Consider the following 26316-nt stretch of genomic DNA (forward strand, 5'->3'; position numbering starts at 1 on the left):
GCCCGTCACGCATCGCGCCAGCGGCCGGGGATGACGCCGCCGGAGGGATGGCCGTCGAGAATCCAGGGAGCCGGTGCAGTGTCGATCGGCTGGCCGTCCTGTTCGGCGATGGCGAGGCATTGCCGAACATGTCCGCCGACCCGGAGCGGGAAGAGGCCAAGCCAGAGACGGATCGGCCGGCGCAGCAGCGCAAGCGGCAGCTGCCAGCGGCGATGCTGTCCCGGCGCAAAACTGCTTGCCAGCGGATGTCCAACCAGGGAACTTCCGACCAGGGAACTTCCGGCCAGGGAATTTCCAGCCAGGGAACTTCCAGCCGGCCTGTTCGCAGCGAAGAACTCGCGCGGATCGGGCGCGGCTGCATACCAGTCGTAATGGCCGATATAGGCCTGGCGGTTGCGCAGGACTTGCTGGCAATGGCGGCGGATGAAATCGGTGATGCCGGTCCTGTCCTGCGCCGCCACCTCGTCGAGATAGCGGCCGGTTAGGTTGCGGCCATTCCAGTGATCGACCCGCGTGCCGGTCAGGCGATAGCGCAGGCGGCTCCGCCTCGCATCCCTTTCCAGCAGCAGCAGATCGGGCAGCAGCGGTGCGATCGCCGCCGGATTGATCAGGCTGCGGTCCGGCGGCAGGCCGTCGCCGAGGCAGAACCAATAGGTATGCAAAGCGGTGAGGCTTTTCGGCGGCTCATCGCGCATCGCCCGGTCGGCCAGGCTGCGCAAGGCGGGCATCTGCGCTGCGGCATTGTCGCGAGGAACCTCGCGCGCCGGGGGCATGTGGCGCCGTGTGGTATCGAGATGGCTGCCATCGGGAAAGGCGGCGCGGCCGCTGGCGAAGACGATGGGATAGACGACATTGTCGTTCATCGGTGCCTGCGGTGCAGCCTTCGCCGATGCGGCTTTCGGTTCCGTGGATTCTTCGCCCAAAGCTGTCGCTCCCCGTGATTGCGCTGCCGATACTCATGTGTCCGGCGATTGCGCCGTTCCGTGCGTCCCAGGCTTCTTGCGCCCGCTTTATCCCAGTACGCTCGCGGGCGCCGATTTATTCCAGTCGGCTAAATCGTGGTGCTGCGCTCCGGTTTTGTCGTCAGCCATTCGGATGAGGCCGGTGACAAAAGGCGTGGACAAGAGCGGGAACAATCGGGAGCGGTCACGACGGCGTGACGCGCCGCCGTGAGATGCTGGTCGCGGTCCAGGATTGTTGTCAGTGCGTTATGACCGAAAGTGCCGGGCCAACCACTACGAGGAGGATCAGGCCGACAGGCGCCGGCGGATTTCGCGGCAGAACAGGCGTTGCTGCAGATAAAGCACCGCGGCTTCGTCCTGGCTCAGCAGATAGAGATCGCCGGCGCCATCGTCGAAATCGCTTGCCTCTTCCGCCTCCTCATCGGGATCGGCGATCAGCTTGGTGATATCGATGATCATATCGTCGCCGCGCGCGGGGAGCTTGCCGGAGCCGAGATCGCCGGGATCAGCGGGGAGGCCGTCGACCCCCGGGGCATTCATGCCGATATCGGCCAGATCGATCCGCGCCGCATCGGCGCGGCGGCGGGCATCGATGACATCGACATCCGCATCGTAATCTGGGAAGCCCAAAGCGAGGGCGACGACCTTGTCGGCGGCGCGCAGCCCGTCGAGGAAATCGGGCTGTTCCGCCAGCATGAGATCGGCCGCGCGGGCCAGCACCACGGCGCCGTTATCTTCCGCCGTGCTTTGCGTCCCCGCCTCGCGCCCATCCATCTCATCGGGCAGATCCCCCTCAAGCGACGGCGCCGCGCTCAATTCGGCGTAACTGAATTGCAGGATGTCATGGAAGCTTTCGCTCATCACACCGGCGAGGTCGTGCTTGGCGACGGCCGTCTCGACGGCGACGCTGTCGATCAGGTCACTGTCGAGCAGATCGCTGTCGCTTGCCGCTGGATCCTCGCTGTCCTCGACCGTTTCCATGACCGGCGCCAGTTCGGCATCCTCGGAGGCGAGGACGCGGACCGACAGGCCGCAAACCGTGCCATATACGAAGCCCAGCGCATAGGGATCGCGCCACATATCATTGGGGACACCGCCGGTCTCCTCGGCGAGGCCAAGCAGGCTGATCACCGCGCCGCTGGTGAGGCGCACCAACTCGGCATCGACGGCCGCATTGCCATTCGATGATTGATTGGATGATTGATTGACGGCGGCCTGGCCTGCCGGCTCACGCCCATCGCCGCGCGCCGCACCATTGGTCACCCGGGCCGATCCCGCACCGCCGGAACGTGGCGAAGAAACCGTGTCCTGTCCGTCGCGGTTTCGTGCGGGCCCGCGCGACCGGCTGTCGGTCTTCTTCTGCTGCTGGCGTTGCTGGGATTGGCGCGATTGCGATGATGGCATGCTCTGTCTCCCGATTGGGGCGCTCTATTGTTCGTCTGTGGTGGGGCTGGCGGCAAACCACGTGCCCATGCCCGCCGTGGGGGATCGGTGGGCATGGGCTAGTGCAGTTAAGACGGCGCCGACAACCTTCCGAACTCCTTGGGAGGGAGTGCGTTCCGACGGAAGGGGGGGACAGTTTAACGCCGTCAGACAGGAGAACGCTGAGCAGGCTTTGGTGTTCCCAAAAAAAATGCCGCCGCCGATCTGTGTCACGGATAGGTCACGAATTAGGGCGGGCGTTAGGCCAGGCGTTAGCTTTCAAGCCGGACGAGGCAGGGATACCTGTCCGTATTGCAGCATCTATTCAGGCCGGAAGGGCTCGGCCGGCTTGACGATGACGGCAACGCTGATGTGCCGGCCATCCCGTTGCAGCTCCAACCTGTCAGGCAACAAGGCGGGTTTGGTTTCCGGCAGCACCCCCGGTGCTTCGCCCGGGATGGCGCCGGGCAGGCGGGCCGGCGCCACATAGCAGATGACGACATAGCCCGGCTCGCCATAAAGATCGCCGCGATCGATGCCGATCGCATGGGCACCGCAGCGGATCAAGGTTTCGGCATGTTGATCGCGGGCCTGTTCCGCTTCCTGTTCCGTCGCCATGCTTGCCTCTCGCTTTTCTTTGCTGTATCGCCGTCACGGCTCGACGAATTTGACATTGAGCGCCGCGACCACAGCTTCGATCGGATTGAAGACGCTGCCCCGGACGCGCCCGCGAAATGCAGCCCGACGATCTTGCCGCTTTCCTTAGCAACCACAAGCGAGCCGGAATCGCCGGGCTTGGTGTGCGGCGTACACAGGACCTGATCGAGAAAGCCGACCGGGCCGACGGCATCGTAATCGATGACGGCGCGGAAGTTGATATCCTGCACCACGCCTTCCGTATCACCCGTTGTGCGGCCGCGCTTGATCACCGTCATGCCGCGCTGGGGCGCGATCATCTCCGGTGGGCCGCTGACCCCATAGAGCGCGAAATCGAGATCGTCCAGCCGGTCGCGATTGATCTCTGCGAGGGCGGCATCGACGCGGTTGAGGAACGTGCCACCGGCCTTGAAGGGCACGATATCGGCAAGCACTGCTGCCCAATCGTCCGGCAGGCGGCCGCCATCGGCCGGGCCGGGATAGAGCACCTTGTCGCCCTTGCGTCCCATTGCCGGCCGCGCCCCACCATGGGCGATCGACAGCACATGGGCATTGCTGAGCACATAATATTTGCGTCCGCGCTGCACGATGGCGCCAAGCGTGCCGGCGGTACTGTCGACATGGCGATGCTGTAGCCGCTTTGCAGCGGCGAGCGCTGCACATTCGCCGTCGTGGTGGGCGCCTTGGCGGCCCGCCGTGGCCGGTCGAGCGGGTGCAGGCGGCCCAACTGCTTGACGTCGGTGAAGATGGCGGTCGCCTGTGGCTGTCTGTCGGCAGTTTGTGCGGCAATGACTGGCGCTGCAACCACGGGCGGGATCAGCATTTCGGCATCGAGGCGGCGCGTGGGAACCTTCTTCTCGACATAGAAGCAGAGGCTCAGCTCACCGGTGGCGCGGCCGGCGGAGAATTTCTCGCTGATGCCGATGCCGACCAGATTGCGGTCACTCAGGATGCCGCGCAGACGCCGCAGATGGGCAACGCTGCTGCGGCCGTGCCCTTCCACGCGCGCCAGGGCCGGCCGTGGCAAAACCCGGCGGGTCAACAGATCGAGCGCATCGAGCAGATGTTGCGGCGTTTCCATGCGGCGCATCCGGAGATTGCTGCGTCTCTGCAAGTGTCGCACCGGCCGGCCGGCATACCAAGCGTAAGCTCGGCGCAACGTCATGCGTTGGCTGTGCGCCGCGTCTTTTTTCATATCTTGTGCTTTTATGCCGTGAGACAGCGGCGTGATCCCCGTTTCGCGCAAATTCCTCTACCGGGGAAATGATGCAGCTGGATCGACAAGTCTTTCTTTCGCGCCGGAGCCGATGCGGGCGATATCCGAAACGATCCTGACCGTGACGGATCCGATGTCGGCACCAGCCTCGTCGAGAATCAGGCGCACGGCCTGTTCGGCCGCCGCGCAGAGGCTATTGCCATCCGCTTGGCCTGCATCGTCGCGCAGGACGAGGCGGATCTCCAACCCGTCCGGCGAGGGCGCCACCTGAAACTGCCGCACCGCCGCGAGGCGCAGCAGCGGCGTGCGCAGCCGGCCGGCATGAATTTCGATCGGGCTGTCATCGGCGCCAGCCTCGGCACCGGCAACAGCGCGGCGCCGGAAGTGAAGTATTTCCTCTCGCCGTCCTTCGATACGCAGGATGCGCGCATAGGGCCGGCCGCAGGCGCAGATGTCCTCGGTGACGGCCAGGCGATCGGTCACCTCATAGCGGAGCAGCGGCAGCAGGCGGTTGGTGAGCGGCGTCACCAGCAGGCGGCTGCCAAGATCACCGGCCGGAACCGGCCGATAGGCATCGTCCACCACTTCGACCACCATGTCATCCTCGGTCAGATGCATGCCGGCAACATGCGGACATCCGCCGCCCATCACGCCGGCTTCTGTTGTTGCATAGCCATTGGAAACCGGCGCGTGCCACACCTCGCGGCAAAGGTCGTGGACATCGTCACACAGCGCCTCGGCACCCGTACGAAATTGCTTTGGAGCGATGCGCAGCCGCCCGGCCTGCTGTTCTTCCGCCAAGCGCCGCAGGAAGGAGGGATAGCAAAAGAGAAAATCCGGCTGGTGATGGTTGAGGGCGGCGACGATCTCCGGCATCGGCGTGGTGAGGTAGAGTCTCGGAAGGTCCGGCATGGCGTTGAGGAGGTTCCAGATCCGGTTGGACAGATGCAGCGGCGAAGGCGAACCGATGCCCATGGCGCGGTTGGACGGGCCGATACCATTGATGCGCTGGAAGCGAATGCCATTGGCAAGGATCACCATGAAGGCGGCGCGGTCGTAAACGATGATCGCCCGCTCCCCGCTGGTGCCGCCGGTCGCACAGGCACGGTAATCGTCGAAGATTGGCAGATGCGCGGCATTGCCGGCGAGATGTGCCTCGATATCCGCGAGACGCAATCGCCGATCGGTGACGATGTCGTCGAAATGCCGCATCAACGAGGTCTTGCTGAGAACCGGGATGTCGCCGAGACGAATGTCATCGGCGATGCGCGGCCCGATCAGCCGGCGATAATAAGGCGAGGCCGTCGCGGCATGCCGCAGGGTGACAAGCAATTGCTGCCGCTGCCGGGCGAGCAATTGCGGCCGCGTCCACTTGTCATGGGCGAGGCGCGCAGCGACGAGGGTTTCGAGGTTGCTGCGCTCGGCCGGCGACAGGATGTCGCGGCTGCCGGACTCCAATGCTGCCATGGTAGCCTCCGCAAGCCGAATGGTGCTTGTCGCCTGGATCCCACTTGCCGCCCGCTCTCCTGCAGTGGGCCAGTTCTGCGATGAGCCAGTTCTGCGATGAGCCAGTTCTGCGATGAGTCGGTCCGGCGGTGAGCGGTGCCGCGGGCAGGGCGGTTCGATGCAATGCAGCGCCTGCCGGCACGCGTCTGCTAGGGAAAGGTGCCGCGATTATAAACCTCCTTCCGCGGTTCTCGTAGAGGAGGCGGGTCCTGTGCGGCGGCCGGTCCGGCAGAGCCCGACACTGGCCGGCGCTCGATGATCTTTAGGACTCGTTAGGACTTTGCCCCGATAGTGCGCGCCGCAGACAGACCGTTTCGTTAGAATCTCATGTTTTCCGGTATCCAACCCATTTCTCTGGCCGAGCTTCGGTCCTGGCGTGTGCGGCGCCTGGCCGAATACTGGGAAATTAAACGGGGCGCGGCCGTCCTGCCGGCGCGCGAGGATTTCGAACTCGGCGATCTGACCGCCTTGCTGCCTTATATGCTGGTGGCGGCGATCGAAGCCGATCCGTTCCGCGTCTTCTACCGTCTGGACGGCACTAAGATCGTGGAGATGAACGGTGTCGAACTGCATGGCCGCTATCTCGACGAGCTGCATGAACAGTCGGCCTGGGTCGAGGAGGGCATGCGGATCTATCGCCAGGCCTGGGAAAGCTGCGAGCCGGTCTTCGGCGCCTATACCTGGCCAACGCAGCTCAATGCCGTGTGTCATGTCGAAGTCGGCATCTTCCCTGTTACTTTTCGCGGCGCGCGCTGCCAGTGCCTGGCGCTGGAAGATTGGGAGGTGGGCGATGACAGCCATCTGCGCCACGACCGCCCGCAGCCCTTCATCAGCGCCTGACCGCCGCCGCTTGGCAAGCGGGATCTGTGGCTTGCATCACCAACGGTCGTTGCCGGTCCGGATTGCGGTCGTCATCCCATCTGGTGTCGCGCCCGGCTTCTGCCATGGACCCTCGGGTCGAGCCCGAGGGTGACAACCTGGTTTGGGTTGGCGGTGTGCGACGCCGGTGACAAGCTTGTGTGGGTTGGCGGTGTGCGATGCCGGTGAGGACCTGGATGGATCGCGGTCGCATCGCTCATCGCAGGATGTTTATGACACACCCGCTCGTCACCCTCGGGCTTGACCCGAGGGTCCACCCCTGCGACTGACGATCGCCGGCGGCATTGTGCCCGGCCGTTGCCCCGCTCGCGCATCGCGTCCGGCTTCTGCCATGGACCCTCGGCTCGAGCCCGAGGGTGACAACCTGGTTTGGGTTGGCGGTGTGCGATGGTGGCGGCGATTCCGGTGACAAGCTTGTGTGGGTTGGCGGTGTGCGATGCCGGTGAGGACCTGGATGGATCGCGGTCGCAGCGCTCATCGCAGGATGTTTATGACACACCCGCTCGTCACCCTCGGGCTTGACCCGAGGGTCCACCGCTGCGACTGACGATCGCCGGCGGCATTGTGCCCGGTCGTTGCCCCGCTCGCGCATCGCGTCCGGCTTCTGCCATGGAGCCTCGGGTCGAGCCCGAGGGTGACAACCTGGTTTGGGCTGGCGGTGTGCAACGCCGGCGGCGATTCGGGTGAAAGCTTGTGTGGGTTGGCGCTGTGCGATGCCGGCGAGGATCTGGATGGATCGCGGTCGCAGCGCTCATCGCAGGATGTTTATGACACACCCGCTCGTCACCCTCGGGCTTGACCCGAGGGTCCACCGCTGCGACTGACGATCGCCGGCGGCATTGTGCCCGGTCGTTGCCCCGCTCGCGCATCGCGTCCGGCTTCTGCCATGGAGCCTCGGGTCGAGCCCGAGGGTGACAACCCGGTTTGGGTTGGCGGTGTGTGATGCCGGCGACAGGCTTGTGTGGGTTGGCGGTGTGCGATGGTGGCGGCGATTCCGGTGACGACCTTGTTCGGGTGGCGGTGTGCGATGACGAGCAAGAGGCAGCGGTCCTCGGTCGCGATCAGCCAGGCTCGCACGGCGCCGATCACACACCCGCTTGTCACCCTCGGGCTTGACCCGAGGGTCCATGGGAGAGGGCGGGCGCGGGTTTCGCCAAGGGCCGAATGACAGGCGTTTTTTCTCAGCCGCGCCGCCCTTTTCACGCAGCGCGCTGTTGCGGGGGCGCGGCGTCGATGACAAACTCCGTTTCGCGGCCCCCTCGTTTCACAGTTTGGCCCACCGGCAAGGGAAGTTGAATGCAGCGTAAGTACAGGATCGGTCTGCGGAAGGGGCGGTTGGAGGACAAGGGACGGCCGAGTTGGACCGGGGACGGGCCCCGTCCGATCAGCTGGCTCGCCTGGTATCCCGCGCGTGACGATGCCGAGGAGCGGGCGGTGGCGCCGCGCGCCTCCTGGTTTGTCACCGGACCGGTGGCGGCGGATGCCGATCTATCGGATGCACAGACGCGCTATCCGGTGGTGATGCTGTCCCATGGCACGGGCGGCACGGCCTGGAGCATGGAATGGCTGGGCCGGCGGCTGGCCTCGCGCGGCTTCGTCGCCGTCGCGGCCAACCACCACGGCAATTCGGCGGTGCAGCCCTATCGCGCCGAAGGCTTCCTCAGTTTATGGGAGCGGGCGCGGGACCTGACCGTGCTGCTCGATGATCTGCTGGCGCAGCCATGCGATGGCGCGGGCCGCGGCGCTTTCGCCGGGCGACTCGATCCAGCCCGCTGCTATGCCGCCGGTTTCTCCGCCGGCGCCTATACGGTGATGCTGCTGACCGGCGCGGTGACCCTGGCCTCGCAATACCAATATCCCGATCAATATGCCGAGCCGCCGCTCGACCTCACGGCCGAAGATGCGCGCATGCCGGTTGTGCCCTTCTCGATGGGACCGCGCGAATTCCCCGATCTCGCGCGGCATCTGCCCGGCCTGCTGGAACGCAGCGCGATCTTCCGCGCCTCCTGGGCGCGCATGTCGGATTCCTATCTCGACCAGCGGATCAAGGCGGCGCTGGTCTGCGCGCCGGGCCGCTCGGTGCTGGGCTTCGATGAAGCCAGCCTTGCCGGGATCGAGACGCCGATCCGCATCGTCGTCGGCGATGAGGACCCGGTGGCGCCGGTGGAGCAATGCGCCGCCTGGCTGAAGGCGCGGCTGCGGCAGGCTGAGCTTACCGTGCTGAAAGGCGGGGTCGGGCATTACGTCTTCCTGCCGGAACCGACCGAGACGGGACGCCGCGCCGCCCCGGATCTCTGCGTCGATGCGCCGCGCGTCGATCGCCGCGCGATCCACGAGCGGGTCGCGGTCCAGGCGATCAGTCTCTTCAATAAGATACCGGAGAAGCAGCCGATTACCGGCGAATTCGCCTAAAATTCGCCGGTAATTGTCGGTAAAAAATCGGTAGCATTCATTTCCGCCACCGCGTAGTTTCCGCGGCCGCGAGCAATGGGCCGCGAGCAATGGGCCGCGAGCAATGGGCCGCGAGCAATGGGCCGTGAGCAATGGGCCGTGAGCAATGGGCCGCGAGCAGCAGGGCGCGGACAAAGGCGTGCCGGCTGCGGCATAAGCCGGCAGTCGCGGCTTTCGGGAATGATCTGACGTGCAGAAGAAACCAGCGACAGACGGCGCGACGACCAAGAAGGGCTTCACCCTTACGCGCGACGCATTGAAGCGTATCCAGGAGCTGCATCTCGGCTATCTGCAGGGCCGCCGCGACGGGCGCCGGGCGATGTTCGAGAATTGCCACATGGCCGGGCTCGACTTCACCCATATGAATTTCTCCGATGCGGTGCTGATCAACTGCAATCTCAGCAACATCGATGCGCGCGGCGTGAAATTCACCGGCGCGATCCTGCGCGGCTCGAAATTCGACGGCGCCGACCTCACCAATGCGGATTTCCGCAAGGCGGATCTGCGCAGCGTCTCCTTCGACGATGCGATGCTGGTCGATGCGATGCTGGCACGGTCCGATCTCCGCATCGACCTCAACCAGGCGCGCGAGCAGATGGCTTCCTTCAAGAACGCCAATCTGACGCGGGCGAATTTCGCCGAAGCCAAGATGAAGGGCGTCGACCTCGAAGGCGCCCAGTTGAACGAGACGAAATTGTTCCAGGCCGATCTGCGTGGCGCCAATCTGCGCCATGCGGAGATCAAGCAGATCGATGTCGCAGGTGCGGCCATGGTGGATGCCGATTTCACCGGCGCCGTGCTGGACGAGGCGGCGCAGCAGAAGATCGATCTCACCCGCTCGACCGGCCCCGGCTTCCGCAAATTCGACCGCACCGACTTGGAGCGGGTGTTGCAGGAGCATGACCAGTGGGTGCATTCGCTGGGCAAATCCGGCTATCGCGCCGATTTCAGCCTGATGGATCTGACCAAGGTCGATCTCTCGAACACCAATCTGGCCGTGGCGAATTTCACCGGCGCCAAGCTCTACGGCACCCGGTTCAGCGGCGCGAAGCTGCTGGCCGCCGTGTTCCGCGATGCGAACCTGATCAAGGTGACGCTGAAGGAAGCCGATCTGCGCGGCGCCGACTTCTCCGGCGCCCATCAGCGCGAACTCGACCTCGATGGCTCGCTGATCGGGGAAATTCCGTCATTGCCGCTGACCACCAAGGGGTTGAAGCGGGCGGCGTAACACGCGCGCGCTGTGCTGTTCGCAGGATATTGATGCTATCCCCGCTCGTCACCCTCGGACTTGATCCGAGGGTCCATGACGGAGGCCGCGCACAATGCAAGGAGTCGAAGACTCATCCCACGATGTCGTGGTAGAGATCGCGCCAAGTCGGATTCAGTTTCTCGATCGCGGCGATCTTCCAGGCGCGCGGCCAGTGTTTGAGGGTCTTCTCCCGCTGGATCGCTGCGCGTATGTCCGGCGTCGTCTCAAACCAGACAAGTTGCGTCACGCCATAGCGTTCCGTGAATCCATTGACCAAGCCATCGCGATGTTCGGCCATACGCCGGACGAGATCATTCGTGACGCCCACATAGAGCGTCCCATGACGATCGCTTGCCAGCATGTAGACGAAGTAATCGCGCATGAGAGGTGAGCACCGTGGCGGATAAGTCCGTATTGGAGCCGCTTCATATGGCGGCGTCAAGCATATGACTTTCTTCAGTCGCTCCGGTGGACCCTCGGATCAAGTCCGAGGGTGACAAGCTTGTTGTTAGGGGCGGTGTGCGACGACGGCGACGAACTGGATGAAGAGCGGTGTCACCGGTCATCGCCGGATGTTCATGGCACATCCGGTTGTCACCCTCGGGCTTGACCCGAGGGTCCATGGTTGCGGCTGAAGATGACGTCACCTGCTTGACGCCGATCTCCGCGACGGCATCGGGTTAACTGCATTGCTCTTCAATCCTGCGCGGCCTCTGCCATGGACCCGCGGGTCAAGTCCGAGGGTGACAAGCTTGTTGTTATGGGCGGGGTGCGACGACGGCGACGAACTGGATGAAGAGCGGTGTCACCGGTCATCGCCGGATGTTCATGGCACATCCGGTTGTCACCCTCGGGCTTGACCCGAGGGTCCATGGTTGCGGCTGAAGATGACGTCACCTGCTTGACGCCGATCTCCGCGACGGCATTGGTGAACTGCGTTGCTCTTCAATCCTGCGCGCCGTCCACCATGGACCCTCGGATCAAGTCCGAGGGTGACAAGCTTGCCGGTTGTGGATGGCATGCGACGCCGGCGACGAACTGGATGAAGAGCGGTGTCACCGGTCATCGCAGAATGTTCATGACACATCCGGTTGTCACGCTAGGATCATGTCCGAGGGTACAACCGGATGGCATCCCCGCTGTGCGGCCGGCGTCGGCGGGTCCATGGTGCGGCCGCGCATAAACCTTGCAAGGTGCATCCCAAGCGCAGCCGTCAGTCGGTCGGGCGGAAATTTAAGCTGCCGGGAAGGAACCTTGCTATAGGGCAGAATTGTTCTCGCAGGAGTCCGCAACCAGCCATCCATGAGGGAGCGAGCCATGCAGATGATTTCGGCCGAGATGCAAAGCTGCGTCGAGAACTGTCTCAACTGCTATGAGACCTGCATCAAGACATCCATGCACCATTGCCTGGAAGCAGGTGGAAAGCATGTCGCGCCACAGCATTTCCGCCTCATGTCGACCTGCGCCGAGATTTGCCGCGCCGCCGCGGCCGTCATGCTGATCGGCACATCGCATCACCGCAATCTTTGCCGCGTTTGCGCCGAGGTCTGCGAAGATTGCGGCCAGGACTGCGAGCGGATCGGCGATATGCAGGAATGCGTCGAGGCCTGCCGCCGCTGCGCCGAAACCTGCCGGAGCATGTCGGCTTGAGGTGTCGGAGGCAAGCGCGCCGCTCAGCATCGAAGGCGGCTGCTTAGCCGGCCTTCGTTCGGTGTGTCTTTCGTCAGTCGCCCCGATGGACCCGCCGACGAAGGTCGGCCTGCGCCGACGGTGATCAAGCCCGAGCGTGACAAGCTTGCTGGTTGTGGATGGCGTGCGACGCCGGCGACGAACTGGATGAAGAGCGGTGTCACCGGTCATCGCAGGATGTTCATGACATACTCACTTGTCACCCTCGGGCTTGACCCGAGGGTCCACGGTGGAAGCTGAAGAGTAGCTCCTGAGCTTGACACCGCCGAACGCGGCGACGGCATCGGGTGAACCGCGCCGCTCTTCTATCCTGCGCGGCCTTTGCCATGGACCCTCGGATCAAGCCGAGGGTGACAACCTTGTTTGTTGCCGGCGCCGTGCGCCGTGCGACGCCATCGATATCGGTGTTGCGATGGCGGAGGTCGGGTGAGGTGGTCTGCCAGAGAAGCCATGCCGCCGACCGAAGCAATACCCCAACCCTGCCGGCGACGCAGGGCTGGCTCGGCGAATTTGGGGCTTTCCGGGAGGGTGGGGCTCGGCTAGGTAAGGGCCAGGCAAAGAGAGACTAGTTCGGCCAGGCCCTGCTGCCGCGCCCGGAGAAGGCATATTGTCTTCCGGTCGCGCGCAGAGCGTCAGGAAGACGATCAGGAGTATCTTGGCCGATTCTTCCTGAAATCGATTTCATTTCTTCTGCGTGACCCGGCGGCCGGCATGACATCCTCGAAAGCGTTCAATCTCGGCATCGGACTGTATCTGGCCGGCGTGTTCTTCTTCGCCGCCAATGACGCGCTCGGCAAATGGCTGATCGCCGATTACGGCGTCGGGCAGTTGATGCTGCTGCGCTCGGTCGGCGCAGTGCCGATCCTGCTGCTGGTGGCGGGGCTGACGCGGACCAAGCTCACCCTGAAAGGCCAGTGGGGGCTGCATGTTTTTCGCATCCTCTGCCAGGCGGGGGATTCCTTCTGCTTCTATTATTCGACGCGCAGCATGCCGCTGGCCGATGTAATGACCTATTACATGGCGGCGCCTTTGATCATCACCGCGCTGTCGCCCTTTTTGCTGGGCGAGAAGGTGCGGCTGTTCCGCTGGACGGCGGTGATCGTCGGTTTCATCGGCGTCGTCATCGCTTTGCAGCCGACGGGCGAGGCCTTCTCGCCGGTCGCTTTCATCGCCTTGGCCGGGGCGGCGATGTTCGGCCTTGCCGTCGTCGTCACCAAGCAATTGAGCGATGTGCATTGGCTGCCGCTGGTGAGCTGGCAGTTCATCGGCGCCGGGCTGATCGGTGCCGCGACCGTGCCCTTCGCCTGGGTCGCGCCGAGCCTGCTCGATCTTGGCCTGATGTTCCTGGTGGGGATCGTCGCCGCCATGTGTTTCGTGCTGATCACCAAGGCCCTGGCGCTCGCACCTGCCTCGCTGCTGGCGCCGTTCCAATATTCGGCGATCTTCTGGGCGGCGCTGATGGGCTGGCTGGTCTGGGGCGACAAGATGACGCCGCCGGTCCTGATCGGCAATATCATCATCATCGCCAGCGGCCTGGTCATCTTCTACCGCGAGCGGCGGTTGCAGGTTGCCGTCACCGATGCGGTCGAACCGATTCCTTGAGATAGCGGCTATCGCCAGAGATTGGTGCGGGCGAGGTCGATGATCTCGTCGCCGCGGCCGCTCATCACCGCCTTGAGCATATAGAGGGTGAAGCCCTTGGCCATCTCCGCCGTCACGGTGGGCGGCATCGGCAATTCGGTGCGCGAGACCACGGCGTCGATCAGGACCGGCCCGTCATGGGCGAAGGCGGCGGCGATGCCGTGATCGACCTCGCCGGGATCTTCCAGGCGGATGCCGCGGATGCCGATCGCCTCGGCCATGGCGGCGAAATTGGGATTGGTGAGGCCGGTGCCGGTGGGCAGGAAGCCGGTCGATTTCTGCTCCACCTCGATAAAGCCGAGGGCGCCGTTATTGAAGACCACGACCTTCACCGGCAGGCCGAGCTGCGTCAGGGTCAGAAGATCGCCCATCAGCATGGTGAAACCGCCATCGCCGGAGAGCGAGATCACCTGGCGCTTCGGATAGGCGGCCTGGGCGCCGATCGCCTGGGCCATGGCATTGGCCATGGAGCCGTGCCAGAAGGAACCGATCAGCCGCCGGTCGCCATTCATCTTCAGATAGCGCGCGGCCCAGACGGTGGGCAGGCCGACATCGCAGGTGAAGACGGCATCGTCGGCGGCGCGGTCGCTGAGCGCCTTGGCGACTTGCTGCGGATGGATCGGCTTCGTGCCCGGCTTGCCGATGGCGAGGTCGTCCAGTTGATTGCGGGTGCGGTTGTAATGCGCCACAGCATTGTCGAGATGGCGGCGGTCCCGGCGCTCGTTCAGCAGCGGCAGCAAGGCGCGGATCGTGGCGCCGACATCGCCGACCAGGCCGAGATCGAGCGGGGTGCGGCGGCCGAGCTGTCCGGCGCGCAGATCGATCTGCGCCACGCGCACCTCGCTGCCGCGGCCGGCCGATTTCGGATAGAACTGACGATAGGGAAAATCGGTGCCGAGCATCAGCAGGATGTCGCAATCGAGCATCGCATAATAGCCGGAAGAAAAGCCGATGAGGCCGGTCATGCCGACATCATAGGGATTGTCCCATTCGACATGTTCCTTGCCCTTGAGCGCATGGACCATCGGCGCCTTCAGCTTCTCGCCCAGCGCCAGCAATTCGTCATGGGCGCCGGCGCAACCGGAGCCGCACAGCAAGGTGACACGAGCGTTTTCGCCATTGCCATTCTCGCCAGTGCCATTCTCGCCATTGCCGTTCAGCAGCGCGGCGAGCTTGCGCAAATCGGCCTCGGCCGGCACGGTCACCGGCACATGGGGCAGCAGGCCGGCCGGTTTCGGCGCCGGCGCTTCCGCCGCCTTCTGCAGCGCGACATCACCGGGCAGCACCAGGACCGAGACGCCGCCTTTGCCGAGCGCCTCGCGGATGGCGATCTCCAGGCTGCGCGGCATCTGCGCCGGGCTGGAGATCAGCTCGCTGTAATGGCTGCATTCGCGGAACAGTTCCTGGGGATGGGTTTCCTGGAAATAGCCGGAGCCGATTTCCGGCGAGGGGATATGCGCGGCGATGGCGAGGACCGGCAGACGCGAGCGGTGGCAGTCGAAGAGGCCATTGATGAGATGGAGATTGCCCGGCCCGCAACTGCCGGCACAAACGGCGAGCCGGCCGCTGAGATGCGCCTCGGCCCCGGCGGCGAAGGCGGCCACTTCCTCGTGCCGCACATGCAGCCAGTCGATCTCGCCCTGGCGGCGCAAGGCGTCGGTCACGCCGTTGAGGCTGTCGCCGACCACGCCATAGATGCGCTTGACGCCGGCGGCGGCGAGGGTGGCGGCGAGTTGATCGGCGACGGTCTCTGGCATGGCGGGCTCCGGTTGCGAGGAGAACGGATATGCGGGCGAGATGCGTATGCGCGGGGTTGGCGCCGGCTACTATCGAGCCATCCCCTGCATACGGCAAGATGCAAATGGCGGGCGGCGGATCACAGATGCGCGCGGTAATCAGAAGGACAGGTTCGTGCCGTCGCCACCATGGACCCTCGGATCAAGTCCGAGGGTGACAATAGAGAAGTGATTGCGCAGCCTGCGATGGCCGGTCATATCATGGCCGTTATCATATCGTGCCAGCCGGCATCGCCCCCACACCGACGACCCCCGCTTGTCACCCTCGGACTTGATCCGTGGGTCCATGGAGGATACCAAGCTGGATAGACTGAGCAGCGAAGAAGGATCGATGACGATGCGTGACGAGAGCAAGCGCGACAGCAATCTCGCCGAGCGCGACGACGCAGCATCCTTCCAGCAGCGCGTCAAGCCCTGGATGATGGCCTGCTTCGGCGCGGAGATCGCCGCCGATAGGACGGAACGCAATCACCGTTTCCTGGAGGAAGCGCTGGAACTGGTGCAGTCCTGCGGCGCGACACAAGAGGAGGCGCGTCACCTGGTCGATTACGTTTATGGCCGCCCGGCCGGCGAGAGGACGCAGGAAATCGGCGGCGTGATGGTGACGCTGGCCGCCCTCTGCCTCGCCCATGGGGAGGACATGCATGCGGCCGGCGAAGCCGAGCTTGCCCGCATCTGGACCAAGGTCGATGAGATCCGCGACCGGCAATTGACCAAGCCGCGCCAGGCAAATGAAAGCCGGATAGAGAAAAACTGGCAGCCGACCCATCGCCATTACAAAGGCGGCCTCTACCGCGTGCTGTTCGAGGCGATCCACACGGAAACCGAAGAACCGATGACCGTCTACCAGACACCGGATGGCCGGAACTGGGTTCGTCCCGCCGCGATGTTCAACGACACTTTGCCCGATGGCCGGCGGCGCTTTGCGCCGATTGCGGCCGATGCGGCCGACTGATCGAGGCGGCGGCAGTCTCACGATGGAGGGCGATCATGGCAGGCATCTCTTACCACCGGATATTCGCCGCCTTTGCTGTGGCGGCCGCGATCTGGCTCGTCTCGCCGGCAATGCAGGCGCAGGCCGAGACTTCGCCCTTGGTCCTGGAAACGCGGATTCCGCTGGCAGATGTGGCGGGGCGCATCGATCATCTGGCGGTCGATCTGCAGCAGGGCCGCTTGTTCGTGGCGGAGCTCGGCAACAATACCGTGGATGTGATCAGTCTCGCATCAGGCAAGGTCATCCATCGGATCGACGGGTTGAAGGAGCCGCAGGGGCTGGGTTTCATCCCGCAGCAGAATCTCCTGGTCATCGCCAATGGCGGCGACGGTTCGGTCTGGTTCGTGCGGACAACCGACTGGTCCCTGGCGGGAAAGATCGAGCTGGGCGATGACGCCGATAACGTGCGCATCGATGCAGCGACGGGCCGGGTGATTGTCGGCTATGGCGATGGCGCGCTTGCGGTGATCGATCCGCTGAGCTTGCGCCAAGTGGGCGATATCAAGCTGCCGGGTCATCCGGAGGGCTTCCGGCTGGATCCCGCGGCGCAGCGGGCATTCGTGAATATCCCCGATGCCCGGCGCATCGTTGCCGCTGATCTAAGGTCTTTTAAGGTGATCGCCACATGGAAGATGGCCGATTATGCCGAGCATTTTCCGATGGCGCTCGATCATCCCGGCGGCGAACTGGCGATCGTCTTCCGCCAGCCCGCGATGCTGGCTCTCCTGGATTCCCGCACCGGCGCGATCCGTGAAAAGATGACGACCTGCGGCGATGCCGACGATGTTTTCTTTGATGACAAGCGCCAGCAGATCTATGTCAGCTGCGGCGCCGGCTCGGTCGACATCAAGCAGCATGGCGCGACAGGCTTGCGCGACCGGGCGATGGTGCCGACGGTGAAGGGGGCGCGGACCTCGCTCTTCGTGCCCGAGCTGGACCGACTATTCGTGGCGGCGCGCGCCGCGGAAAACGCGGGCGCTGCAATCCTCGTATTTCGGCCATTGCCTTAGCCGCGATCGAGACGTGCCGCGCTCGTTCCTCCCGCTGCCTCGTGACTTTTCCGACAGTTTCTTGACGAAGCCCCAAGTCCTGATGATTCGGGGCGCGAGAGAAGTGTTGACCGGCCGTGAAAAACCGATCATTTACGAGATCTTAGCATCTGGCCGCGATCATGAGGCGGCGAATTGTCCGAGCCATATCCGATGTCCATTATCCGTGAAGTCGATTTCGATCGCGAGCGCATCCGGTCGCCCTATCTGCGCATGCTTTTTGATTATTGGGAAAAGCTGCGTGGAGAACGGTTGGCGCCGGATGCGGGGGAGATCGATCCTTTGGACATCCCGCGCAGTGCCTTGCCCTATATCATTCTCATCGATCTTGACGAGAGGCCCCTGCGGCCGCGCTACCGCTTGGTCGGGACCCATGGCGTGCAGGCCGCCGGCTGGGACTATACCGGCAAATATGTCGACGAGCTGGAACTTACAAGCACGGTGATGCAGGACGTCATGACCGACTTCATCTATGCGCTCGAGATGAAGCCGATGTATGCCAATTACGACTGGCCGTTGCGCGGCAATCGCGGCATCGTCAATGTCGAGCTGGTGCAATTGCCGCTGCTGGAAAATGGCGTGGTCACCCGTTGCTTCTGCGGCGAACACGTCGCCCAGGACCTCGACCTCTTCTCCGACGACACGCTGCCGATCCCCAAGGCGGAGTAGAGCGGGCGTTCGGCCGCTCAAGATGATTGCATCCAGGGGCGGAATCGAGGCGCTCGTCAGTCGCCACGATGGACCCTCGGATCAAGTCCGAGGGTGACAAGCTTGTTTGTGAGACGCAACCTGCGACCGCATTGCAAGCGGTGGCAACCTCACTTGTCAGTGATGTTGTGCGATGACTGCAACGCCACCCATTGCTATAGCCGCCTTCGCACAATAACAACCGTGCCCCCGCTTGTCACCCTCGGGCTTGACCCGAGGGTCCATGAGTGATGTCGAGCGGTGTTGAGGGGTGCGACGATGACCGGCGATGACGTGGTGCGATGCTGGTCGGCCGATGCAGGCTTTGATCATCGCACCACGCATCTTCGCACCGTCATTCCTTGATGAAGGCCAGCAGGTCGGCGTTGAAGCGGTCCTGATGCGTCTGCCCAAGGCCGTGGGGGGCGCCTTCGTAGATTTTCAGCGTGGCTTTGGGCACCAGTTTCGAGGACATCATCGCCGCGGCGCCGAGGGGGACGATCTGGTCGTCATCGCCATGCACGATCAGCGTCGGCACGTCGATCTTCTTCAGGTCCTCGGTGAAATCGGTTTCCGAGAATTGCTTGATGCAATCGAGCTGGCCCTTGAGGCCGCCCATCATGCCCTGCAGCCAGAAGCTTTCGCGCAGACCTTCGGAGATCTTCGCGCCTTTGCGGTTATAGCCGTAGAAGGGCAGGGTCAGGTCCTTATAGAATTGCGCGCGGTCGTCGAAGGTGCCCTTGCGGATGCCGTCGAAGACGTCGATCGGCAGGCCGCCCGGATTCTTCTCGGTCTTCAGCATCAGCGGCGGCACCGCGCCGAGCAGCACCGCCTTGGCGACGCGCTTGGTGCCGTGCCGGCCGAGATAACGCGCGACTTCGCCACCGCCGGTAGAATGACCCACGATGATGATGTCGCGCAGGTCCAGTTTCTCGATCAGCTCGGCGAGGTCGTCGGCATATTGGTCCATGTGATTTCCGTCCCAGGTCTGGTCGGAACGGCCATGGCTGCGGCGATCATGGGCGATGACGCGGTAGCCGTGATTGCCGAGGAACACCATCTGCCCATCCCAGGCATCGGCGCTGAGCGGCCAGCCATGGGAGAAGACCACCGGCTGGCCTTTGCCATGATCTTTGTAAAAAATATTTGTGCCGTCCTTGGTGGTGAAGTTGCTCATGATGTTCTCCTTCGTCTTATCAGCTGACTGCGCGACGATGATGCGAGCATCGGCGGCGCAAGGCTAGTCTCTTTCGATGGCAGGCGGCTTCGTGCGGGTTTTGACCGCTCAATTATGTCAGGGAATTTTGATATCGCTGGCCGCGCGATGTATCACGCCGCTTGCGGCAGGGCGGTACGCCGCAAACGCAGGGAGAGCAGGGCGCAAGCGAGGCAGTAGGCCATGCAGCCAAGGGCAATGGCATCGGCGGTGACGGCGCGGTCGATCAGCTCACCGAAGAAGACGGGCGAGAGGGCGCTGGCGAAGACGCTGAGCGCCGAGACGGTGGCGCGGATCGATCCCAGCCGCTGCACGCCGAAGAGCTCCGCCCAGACGCTGGTGCCGATCGTGGTGTCGAAACCTGAGGTGACGCCGATGCCGATCATATAGATGAGGGCGGCGAGCGGTGTCCGCCAAAAGCTGAGCACGATCAGCGCCGCCGCCATGGGCAGCAGATAGACCGGCACCAGGCGGATGGCGCCGAAACGATCGACCAAGTGGCCCGATTGAAATGTCGTCAGCGCCTGGGTGACGGCGAAAGCGACGAAGCAGAGGGCGAGCCAGTCGAGGCTCCAGCCTTTCGCGGCGGCGATCGTTGCCTGATGGAAGAAGAGGCCGGTGATGATGAAGGGCGAGGCCATGCAGGTCGGCAGGCACAGCAGGAAGCGACGATCGCTGATCAACAGGCCCGGTGCCGGGCGGTGGGCGCCTCGCGCGGTGCCCTGGGCGGTCGCTTGCACAGCGGTGAATGCGGCGTGGCGCGCGGCATGGCCCTTTAGGCACCATAGCAAGGCCGGGACCATCAGCAGGGCCACGATGAGGGCGATCAATTGCCAGCTCTGGCGCCAGCCGATCGCAGCGATCAGCGAGACGGCGCAGATCGGCAGCAGCGCCTCGCCGGCGGGAAAACCGAGCGATGCAAGACCGATGGCGCGCCCCCGCGATTGGTCGAAATAGCGCGCCATGCTGGTCAGTGAAATATGCGAGAGCAGGCCCTGGCCGCTGATCCGCAGCAGATAGAAGGCGACCGCGATCACTGCGGTGGAACCGGCCAGCGACATCAATCCGGTGCCGAGGATCATCAGCAGGCAAGCGAGCAGGGTATAGAGCCGCAGATCCCAGTGATCGATCTTGCGGCCAAGCCATATCAACGACAAGGCGCTGCACAAGGTCGCGCCGGAATAAAGCAGGCCGAGCCGGCCGCTGCTGAGGCCAAGCTCGGCCTGCAGCGCGGGGTTGAACAGGGAGACGAAGAAGGTCTGGCCGAAACAGGAAGCAAAAGCAGCGGTTGCGCCGAAGGCCAAAAGCCGCGCATTGGCACGCACGAAGCCGAGATAACTCAACACGTCCCCCGTCTTTTTGTTGCTGGCGCGGTTCTTCCGCCGCGCGAAAGCGTCGGGGCAGTACTCTGCCACAGCGGCGTGGTGCTCGTCATTAGCGGTCTAGGCATCATGGCAGATCACGTGGCGTTCATCAGTCGCCACGCTGGACCCTCGGATCAAGTCCGAGGGTGACAAACTTATTTGTGAGACGCAACCAGCGACCGCATCGCAAGCGGTAGCAACCTCACTTGTCAGTGATGTTGTGCGATGACTGGCAACGCCGGCCCCATTGGTATAGCCGCCTTCGCACAATGACAACCGCGCCCCGCTTGGCATCCCCCAGCTTGACCCGAGGGTCCATGGTGGAAGTCGAGCGGAGGTGAGACAGATGACAACGCCGCGCAATACAGTCGACATGCATCAGCCGCGCTGATGAACCTTGCCGGCATTGGACTCGCCGATGTCTCGTGAAGTCCGAGGGTGACAAGCCTGTGCGAGGTCGACATGATGCGGCAACGGTAATGTCCTGGGTGAGGAGAGCCATGACGGAGAGTGGCAGGATGATCGGCTTTGCCTATGGCTCCAACATGCTGTCGCGGCGATTGCAGGCGCGGGTGCCGTCGGCGCGGATGATCGGCGTGGGGCGGCTTGCCGGGCATCTTCTGTGCTGGCACAAACGCGGCAGGGATCAATCCGGTAAATGTGATGCTGCATATACCGGTATGCCGACAGATATCGTCTGGGGCGTGCTCTATTCGCTCGATATCGGCGAGAAGCCGATCCTCGACGCCTATGAGGGATTGCATCAGGGGTATGATGAAAAGCAGGTGGAGATCCTGACGCCACAAGGCACGCTATCAGCGCAGGTCTATTATGCGACGGCGAGGGATCAGCGCCTGCTGCCTTACGACTGGTACAAGGCTTTCGTCCTGGCCGGGGCGCAAGAACATCAATTACCGCCCAAATATATAGCATTTCTTGCGGCGACGGCTTGTATACCAGACGCCGATCAGGCGCGGGCGGCGGTCAATGCCGGTATCCTGGCAGGAAGTTGAGGACCCCGCCGAATAGCGCGATATCTTTACGGGCGTCTTTTTTTGTCGCTATCTTTATAGCGCTTGTTGTAGAGGCGGCGTCTACAGATCGCAGCAATAAATTTGTCAAGGTTACAGCCCTCGCACCTGTTCCGGTCTCCAATCCTTTGGCGCTGTTCCTCTCAGCGAACATCATGATCGTCATGACGGATGGCCGGCATCGGATGGCTTCAATCTTTGACAGCTGCATACCATAGTAGAGCGATATATCGGCTTAAGGAGTTTGATGATGGGCATGCTGGTCGAGGGTAAATGGCATGACGTGTGGTACGACACAAAATCGACTGGCGGACATTTCGAGCGCAAAGCCTCCAGCTTCCGCAACTGGGTGACGGCCGACGGCTCGGCCGGGCCGAGCGGCGAGGGCGGCTTCAAGGCGGAATCCGGACGCTATCATCTCTATGTGAGCCTGGCCTGTCCCTGGGCCCATCGCACCCTGATCATGCGCGTGTTGAAGGGGCTGGAGAACATGATCTCCATCTCCGTCGTGAACTGGCTGATGCGCGAGGAGGGCTGGACCTTCGCCGAAGGGCCCGGCGTGGTGCCGGACAAGGTCAATGGCGCGGAACGGCTTTATGAAATCTATGTGAAGGCCGATCCCAATTATACCGGCCGCGTCACCGTGCCGGTTCTGTGGGACCGCGAGAAGCGCACCATCGTCAACAACGAATCTTCTGAAATCATCCGCATGATGAACAGCGCCTTCGATCATCTCGGCGCGAAGGAAGGCGATTACTATCCGGAGGATCTGCGGAGCGAGATCGACGGCCTCAATGCGAAGATCTACGACACGGTGAATAACGGCGTCTACAAGGCCGGTTTCGCGACGACACAGGAAGCTTATGAAGAGAACGTGCGGCCGATCTTCGAAACACTGGATCTGCTGGAAGGCCGCCTGCAGGACAATCGCTATCTGACCGGCAGCCGCCTGACCGAAGCGGATATCCGCCTGTTCACCACCTTGGTGCGGTTCGATGCCGTCTATGTCGGCCATTTCAAATGCAATATCCGGCGCATCGCCGACTATCCCAATCTCGGCGCCTATCTGCGCGATCTCTACCAGATCCCCGGCATCGCCGAGACGGTGAACCTGCAGCATATCAAGCGGCATTATTACGAGAGCCACCGCACCATCAATCCGACGGGCATCGTGCCGGTCGGCCCGATCCTCAATTTCGAACGGCCGCATGGCCGGGCGCATCTGCCGTCCTCGATGTTTTGACCTCGCCAGTTTAAACGCAGCCTGACCCAGGCAATAATCATCAGCCGCGACGATGGACCCTCGGATCAAGTCCGAGGGTGACAAGCGGGGGATGGCTGGCATGGTGCGAGGATATTGGCAATCAGGTGATGCGATGGCTTCCCTGCCGCCAGTCATCGCAGGGTGCTAATTACATACTCGTTGTCACCCTCGGACTTGATCCGAGGGTCCATGGGTGAGGGCAGGCACGATGTCGGACGAGGCATCACTCACCGCGACGCAGGCAATAATCATCAGCCGCGACGATGGACCCTCGGATCAAGTCCGAGGGTGACAAGCGGGGGATGGCTGGCATGGTGCGAGGATATTGGCACTGAGGTGATGCGATGGCTGCCCTGCCGCCAGTCATCGCAGGATGCTAATTACATACTCGTTGTCACCCTCTGACTTGATCCGAGGGTCCATGGGCGAGGCGCGCACGATGTCGGACGGGGCATCACTCGCCGCGATGCAGGCAATAATCATCAGCCGCCACGATGGACCCTCGGATCAAGTCCGAGGGTGACAGCCTTGTTTGTCGTGGCGGGGTGCGAACTCATTGACCGTGGTCTTAGCAGTCATCGCAGGATGTCAATGACCCACCCGCTTGTCACCCTCGGGCTTGACCCGAGGGTCCATGGTTGCGGCTGAAGATGACGTCACCTGCTTGACGCCGATCGCGGCGACGGCATCTGGGTGGGTCGCGTGGCCCTCCTATCCTGCGCGGCCTTTGCCGTGGACCTTCGGATCAAGTCCGAGGGTGACAACCTTGTTTGTTGCCTGCGCCGTGCGACGCCATCGATATCGATGTTACCAGTCATCGCAGGATGCTAATTCCATACTCGCTTGTCACCCTCGGACTTGATCCGAGGGTCCATGGGTGAGGGCGCGCACGATGTCGGACGAGGCATCACCGCTGGCCCGGGCGACGCTTTGCTATGGCAAAAACCGTTCCAGATAAGTGCCGATCGTCTCGGCATCGCAGCCGGCGATGGCGATGTAGCCGTCGGGACGCAGCAGCCAGACAGCGGCACCGGCCGAGGCGAGGCTATGCGGCAAAGGCTGCACGACGGGATGCAGCAAGGCCGCAAAGCGTGTAGCGAGCTTCTCCATCTCGCCGCTGTCGATATTGCCGGCAACGGTAAAACGCGGCGGGGAGATGCGCGGTTGTGCTGCATCGCTTGACGTCGTATCCGACGGTGTCGCACGGCCGGCAACCGGAAAGCGATCGCCCGGCATCGGCAGGCCGCCGGGCACGCAGCGTTGGCCGTTGAGCGGGCTGTCGGGATAGGCGATGTCGAGCTCGGTCAGACGCTCGGCCAGCCTGAGCCGCGTCGGTTTCAGCCTCATCGCCAGGGACATGACGACATTGCGCAGATGCCGCGCCAGCGGATTGCGCAGCAGGGCGATGCGGGTGAGGCGGCCGGCATTGCGCAATACCTGTTCGCCGACCGCGCTGCGTTCCGCGCTATAGCTGTCGAGCAAGGCCTCGGCGCGGGCCTCGCCGCGACAGACCAGCGCCAGTTTCCAGGCGAGATTGACCGCATCCTGCATGCCGGTATTCATGCCCTGGCCGCCGGCCGGGCTGTGAATATGCGCGGCATCGCCGGCCAGGAACACGCGGCCCTTGCGGTAATCGGCGACCTTGCGTTCATTGATGCGGAAACTCGAGAGCCAGATCGGATCGCGCGCCTTGATGCCGGGGATGCTGCGCTTGTCGATCACCGCCTGGATCTCCGCCATGGTGGGATCGGGGCGGAGCAGCGTGCTGCGCGCCCGGCCAAGATCGGCGATGATGCGATGGCGGCCATTCCTGCCGAAGGGGAAGGTGGCGAGCACGCCTTCGGCATGGAAGAAAATGGCGAGCTCATTCTCCGGCACCGGCAGGCCGTCGAGATGCAGATCGGCGAGGATCCAGTCGGTCTGCAGCGCCGCCCCGGTGAAGTCGAGGCCAAGCGCCTTGCGCACGACGCTATGGGCGCCGTCGCAGCCGATCAGCCAGTCCACCCGCCGCGTCTCGGCATGGCCGCTGGGGTGATGCAGGCCGACACTGACGCCGGTCGCATCGGGCCGGATGGCGCTCAATTCGATACCGCGTTCCACCGTGACGCCGAGCCCAGCGAGGTGGTCAATCAGCAGGCGTTCGGTCTCGCTTTGCGGGATGAGCAGGCCGTAAGGGAAGGGGCTCTCGATGCCCTCGAAGGTGACGCGGGCGAGGCGCTTTTCACCGTGAAAGAAATTGGCGCCGGCCGCCGGCATGCCCGCGGCGAGGAATTGCTCGGCGCAGCCGGCACGGTCGAGCAGTTCCAGTGTCCGCGACCATACCACCAGCGCCTTTGATTTGTCGCTCGGCGCCGTCGCCTTGTCGATGATCCGCACCGCAATTCCATAGCGCGCCAATTCGGCCGCCATGGTCAACCCGACGGGTCCGGCACCGGCGACAAGAACCTGCGGCTGCTTGGTCATGCGCTCCTCAATCAGCAACGGATAGAGACTCATAGCGCGAAGACGCCGCCGCGGCCAAGTCCCGGTCCGGGCCCGATGTGCACAAATTCGGGATCGGGGTTGCGGGCGGCTTCGAAGCCTGGCCCGGATTCCCATGAATGCAACGCGACGGAAGTGCCTGCGGCACAGGAGCCTTTGCCATCGGTGCGCGCTGTTCTTGCATAATTGGATATGCAATTAGCGGCTGCGGGAAAATTGTGGCGAGGCCGGCCTCTGCGACGCTCACCCGACTGTCATCGCGCCGCTTTAGGAATTTGCAAACCGAGATTCCACGGCCGCCGCCGCGCCCGGCCAGAGCCATGGGGGCGCTCGATACGAGCCGGGCCTATGCCGAGGGGATCATGGGGCCGGCATTGCGCTCGGCTTCTGCCATGGACCCTCGGATCAAGTCCGAGGGTGACAACCTGGTTTGTTGTGGGCGGCGTGCGACGCCATCGGCAGTGGTGTTAGCGGTCATCGCAGGATGTCGATGACGCGCGCTTGCCATCCTCGGGCTTGACCCGAGGGTCCATCGCGGCGGCTGAGGGACGTTGCCTGTGTTGGGCAGGGCGGGTGTGTTGTCTGGCATTGCGCTCGGCCTCTGCCATGGACCCTCGGATCAAGTCCGAGGGTGACAAGCTGGTTTGTTGTGGGCGGCGTGCGACGCCATCGGCAGTGGTGTTAGCGGTCATCGCAGGATGTCGATGACGCACGCGCTTGTCACCCTCGGGCTTGACCCGAGGGTCCATCGCGGCGGCTGAG

Annotated in this window: 21 protein-coding genes; 11 read left to right on the forward strand and 10 right to left on the reverse strand. The window is 63.5% G+C overall.

Annotation, left to right across the window (positions count from 1 at the left end; translation table 11 throughout):
• Positions 1-5: 5 nt before the first annotated feature.
• The 4 genes from SMD27_RS17775 to SMD27_RS17790 all read right to left on the reverse strand — a co-directional run bounded on the left by SMD27_RS17775 (position 6) and on the right by SMD27_RS17790 (position 3628).
• Complete coding sequence (locus tag SMD27_RS17775) at positions 6-923, reverse strand: PAS domain-containing protein (RefSeq protein WP_320509769.1); 918 nt, start codon at positions 921-923, stop codon at positions 6-8.
• A 324-nt stretch (positions 924-1247) separates the two neighbouring features.
• On the reverse strand, positions 1248-2366 hold the full coding sequence (locus tag SMD27_RS17780; RefSeq protein WP_320509770.1) for a hypothetical protein: 1119 nt from the start codon (positions 2364-2366) through the stop codon (positions 1248-1250).
• Positions 2367-2705: 339 nt separating this feature from the next.
• Positions 2706-3002 carry a hypothetical protein gene (locus SMD27_RS17785; RefSeq protein ID WP_320509771.1) on the reverse strand — a complete coding sequence of 99 codons (297 nt, stop codon included), beginning with the start codon at positions 3000-3002 and terminating at the stop codon, positions 2706-2708.
• Complete coding sequence (locus tag SMD27_RS17790) at positions 2948-3628, reverse strand: chymotrypsin family serine protease (protein ID WP_320509772.1); 681 nt, start codon at positions 3626-3628, stop codon at positions 2948-2950. The genes SMD27_RS17785 and SMD27_RS17790 overlap by 55 nt, the downstream gene beginning before the upstream one ends.
• A 125-nt stretch (positions 3629-3753) precedes the next feature.
• Here SMD27_RS17790 and SMD27_RS17795 point away from each other — a divergent pair, with 125 nt between their 5' ends.
• Positions 3754-4308 (forward strand): hypothetical protein, encoded by a 555-nt coding sequence (locus SMD27_RS17795; protein WP_320509773.1) that lies wholly within the window; start codon positions 3754-3756, stop codon positions 4306-4308.
• Here SMD27_RS17795 and SMD27_RS17800 read toward each other — a convergent pair.
• Complete coding sequence (locus SMD27_RS17800) at positions 4294-5724, reverse strand: phenylacetate--CoA ligase family protein (protein ID WP_320509774.1); 1431 nt, start codon at positions 5722-5724, stop codon at positions 4294-4296. The two genes, SMD27_RS17795 and SMD27_RS17800, sit on opposite strands and share 15 nt — an antisense overlap.
• Positions 5725-6090: 366 nt before the next feature.
• Here SMD27_RS17800 and SMD27_RS17805 point away from each other — a divergent pair, with 366 nt between their 5' ends.
• From SMD27_RS17805 to SMD27_RS17815, 3 genes are all read left to right on the forward strand, one after another.
• Positions 6091-6603: a PAS domain-containing protein gene (locus tag SMD27_RS17805; protein ID WP_320509775.1), complete on the forward strand. Its 513-nt coding sequence runs from the start codon at positions 6091-6093 to the stop codon at positions 6601-6603.
• Between the two features lie 1335 nt (positions 6604-7938).
• Positions 7939-9054, forward strand: coding sequence for an alpha/beta hydrolase family protein (locus SMD27_RS17810; protein ID WP_320509776.1), 1116 nt, complete (start codon positions 7939-7941; stop codon positions 9052-9054).
• Positions 9055-9283: 229 nt separating this feature from the next.
• The gene (locus tag SMD27_RS17815) at positions 9284-10321 is read left to right on the forward strand and encodes a pentapeptide repeat-containing protein (RefSeq protein ID WP_320509777.1); all 1038 of its coding nucleotides are present in this window, start codon (positions 9284-9286) and stop codon (positions 10319-10321) included.
• A 112-nt stretch (positions 10322-10433) separates the two neighbouring features.
• Here SMD27_RS17815 and SMD27_RS17820 read toward each other — a convergent pair whose 3' ends face one another.
• Complete coding sequence (locus SMD27_RS17820; RefSeq protein ID WP_320509778.1) at positions 10434-10724, reverse strand: GIY-YIG nuclease family protein; 291 nt, start codon at positions 10722-10724, stop codon at positions 10434-10436.
• A gap of 935 nt (positions 10725-11659) precedes the next feature.
• Here SMD27_RS17820 and SMD27_RS17825 point away from each other — a divergent pair.
• Positions 11660-11992, forward strand: a complete 333-nt coding sequence (locus SMD27_RS17825) for a four-helix bundle copper-binding protein (RefSeq protein ID WP_320509779.1) — start codon at positions 11660-11662, stop codon at positions 11990-11992.
• A 750-nt stretch (positions 11993-12742) separates the two neighbouring features.
• Positions 12743-13633 carry a DMT family transporter gene (locus tag SMD27_RS17830; protein ID WP_320509780.1) on the forward strand — a complete coding sequence of 297 codons (891 nt, stop codon included), beginning with the start codon at positions 12743-12745 and terminating at the stop codon, positions 13631-13633.
• An 8-nt stretch (positions 13634-13641) separates the two neighbouring features.
• Here SMD27_RS17830 and poxB read toward each other — a convergent pair whose 3' ends face one another.
• On the reverse strand, positions 13642-15429 hold the full coding sequence (gene poxB / locus SMD27_RS17835; protein ID WP_320509781.1) for a ubiquinone-dependent pyruvate dehydrogenase: 1788 nt from the start codon (positions 15427-15429) through the stop codon (positions 13642-13644).
• Between the two features lie 370 nt (positions 15430-15799).
• On the opposite strand from poxB, the gene SMD27_RS17840 reads away from it, so the two are divergent.
• The 3 genes from SMD27_RS17840 (at position 15800) to SMD27_RS17850 (ending at position 18180) form a co-directional block, all read left to right on the forward strand.
• Positions 15800-16423, forward strand: coding sequence for a DUF1653 domain-containing protein (locus tag SMD27_RS17840; RefSeq protein ID WP_320509782.1), 624 nt, complete (start codon positions 15800-15802; stop codon positions 16421-16423).
• Between the two features lie 35 nt (positions 16424-16458).
• Positions 16459-17472, forward strand: coding sequence for a YncE family protein (locus SMD27_RS17845; RefSeq protein WP_320509783.1), 1014 nt, complete (start codon positions 16459-16461; stop codon positions 17470-17472).
• Positions 17473-17664: 192 nt separating this feature from the next.
• Positions 17665-18180, forward strand: a complete 516-nt coding sequence (locus SMD27_RS17850; protein WP_320509784.1) for a PAS domain-containing protein — start codon at positions 17665-17667, stop codon at positions 18178-18180.
• A 373-nt stretch (positions 18181-18553) separates the two neighbouring features.
• On the opposite strand, the gene SMD27_RS17855 is transcribed toward SMD27_RS17850, so the two are convergent.
• Both SMD27_RS17855 and SMD27_RS17860 read right to left on the reverse strand, forming a co-directional pair.
• Positions 18554-19375, reverse strand: a complete 822-nt coding sequence (locus tag SMD27_RS17855; protein WP_320509785.1) for an alpha/beta fold hydrolase — start codon at positions 19373-19375, stop codon at positions 18554-18556.
• 152 nt (positions 19376-19527) lie between these two features.
• Positions 19528-20829 carry an MFS transporter gene (locus tag SMD27_RS17860; RefSeq protein ID WP_320509786.1) on the reverse strand — a complete coding sequence of 434 codons (1302 nt, stop codon included), beginning with the start codon at positions 20827-20829 and terminating at the stop codon, positions 19528-19530.
• Positions 20830-21278: 449 nt separating this feature from the next.
• Here SMD27_RS17860 and SMD27_RS17865 point away from each other — a divergent pair, with 449 nt between their 5' ends.
• Positions 21279-21791, forward strand: a complete 513-nt coding sequence (locus tag SMD27_RS17865) for a gamma-glutamylcyclotransferase family protein (protein ID WP_320509787.1) — start codon at positions 21279-21281, stop codon at positions 21789-21791.
• 268 nt (positions 21792-22059) lie between these two features.
• Positions 22060-23052 carry a glutathione S-transferase family protein gene (locus SMD27_RS17870; protein WP_320509799.1) on the forward strand — a complete coding sequence of 331 codons (993 nt, stop codon included), beginning with the start codon at positions 22060-22062 and terminating at the stop codon, positions 23050-23052.
• 954 nt (positions 23053-24006) lie between these two features.
• Here the strand turns inward: SMD27_RS17870 and SMD27_RS17875 are convergent.
• Entirely contained in the window at positions 24007-25536 is a 1530-nt protein-coding gene (locus SMD27_RS17875) for an FAD-dependent monooxygenase (protein ID WP_320509788.1), read from the reverse strand.
• Positions 25537-26316 lie beyond the last annotated feature (780 nt).

Source organism: Dongia soli (assembly GCF_034044715.1).
Classification (GTDB): Bacteria; Pseudomonadota; Alphaproteobacteria; order Dongiales; family Dongiaceae; genus Dongia_B; species Dongia_B soli.